Here is a 1182-nt window from a genome sequence, read left to right on the forward strand (position 1 = left end):
GGTGTTGGCGAGCGTGGCAGATGTCGATCCTGAGACAGGAGAGGTGAGTACGTCTGAGACCTTGTCGACGATGGATGTTGAGGTTAACGCGGTCGTGGATACGGCGACACTGCTTGATAGTTACGTTGATATCAATGAAGACACTGCATTCAATATTGATATACAAGCGCTTTTAGTCGATCAAGATGGTTCTGAAAGTATCGTTAGCGTTACGTTCTCGCAAGTGCCAGACGGCGCAGTGTTTAGCCACGGTACGGTCAATGCTGACGATACAGTGACTGTATTGGCCGAGGATCTAGCAGCGCTGACGTTAACGCCTCCGTTGCATGACAGTACTGACTTTACGTTGGATGTCATGGTGACGCATCAGGACGAAGATCCAGATAGTGGTGTGGTTACGGAAGCGAGTAGCACCGCACAATATCATGTTTCAGTTATCCCAGTGGCGGATGTCCCAACGTTACAAGCGAACGACATTAGCGGAAACGAAGATGAACCGATTAGCCTGGATATAACGGCGGATCTTGTCGATCTAGATGGTTCTGAGTCGATTACTGCGGTGCGTTTCGAGGGTGTTCCGGAGGGCGCGCAGCTTTCAACGGGTGCCGATCAGGGTAGTGGTGTTTGGATCGTGAATATTGACGATTTAGCGAGTCTAACCATACAAGCACCGGCACATAGTAGTGATGATTTTATCTTGAGTGCGACGGCATTGGTGAATGATGTCGATCCTGAGTCAGGCCTCGTTAGCCAAGTGAGTGACACGATTAGTTTTAATGTAGAAGTGTTGCCCGTGTCAGAACAGGCTGTCGTAGTGGCATCAGCACGTGGAGATGAAGATACAGCGATCGCGTTAAATCTTGATATTAGTCAACCTGACGCGGATGGTTCGGAAAGCATCACAGACATTGTGATTAGTGGTGTGCCGGCTGATGCCTTGCTGTCTGCTGGCGTCATGGATGCGGATGGAAAATATCATTTAACGGTTGGAGAGTTAGCGGGATTAAGTTATACGCCTAGTCTCCATGATAGTCAGGATATCACCTTAACTGTTGAAGTGACGACCGAAGATGTTGACCCTGAGGGAGTGAGTCAGAGTGTCGAGATCAGTAGCCACCAAATTACGGTGCAGGTTGATGCTGTTGCGGATGCGCCAACCTTGGTGATGACTCCTGCGACAGG

1 protein-coding gene is annotated in these 1182 nt (G+C 49.5%); it reads left to right on the plus strand.

All coding sequences use genetic code 11. The features are described from left to right. Positions 1-1182: hypothetical protein (locus A3738_RS31050; RefSeq protein WP_197473816.1), on the plus strand; the 1182-nt coding region annotated here is incomplete at both ends.

The organism is Oleiphilus sp. HI0066, assembly GCF_001635725.1.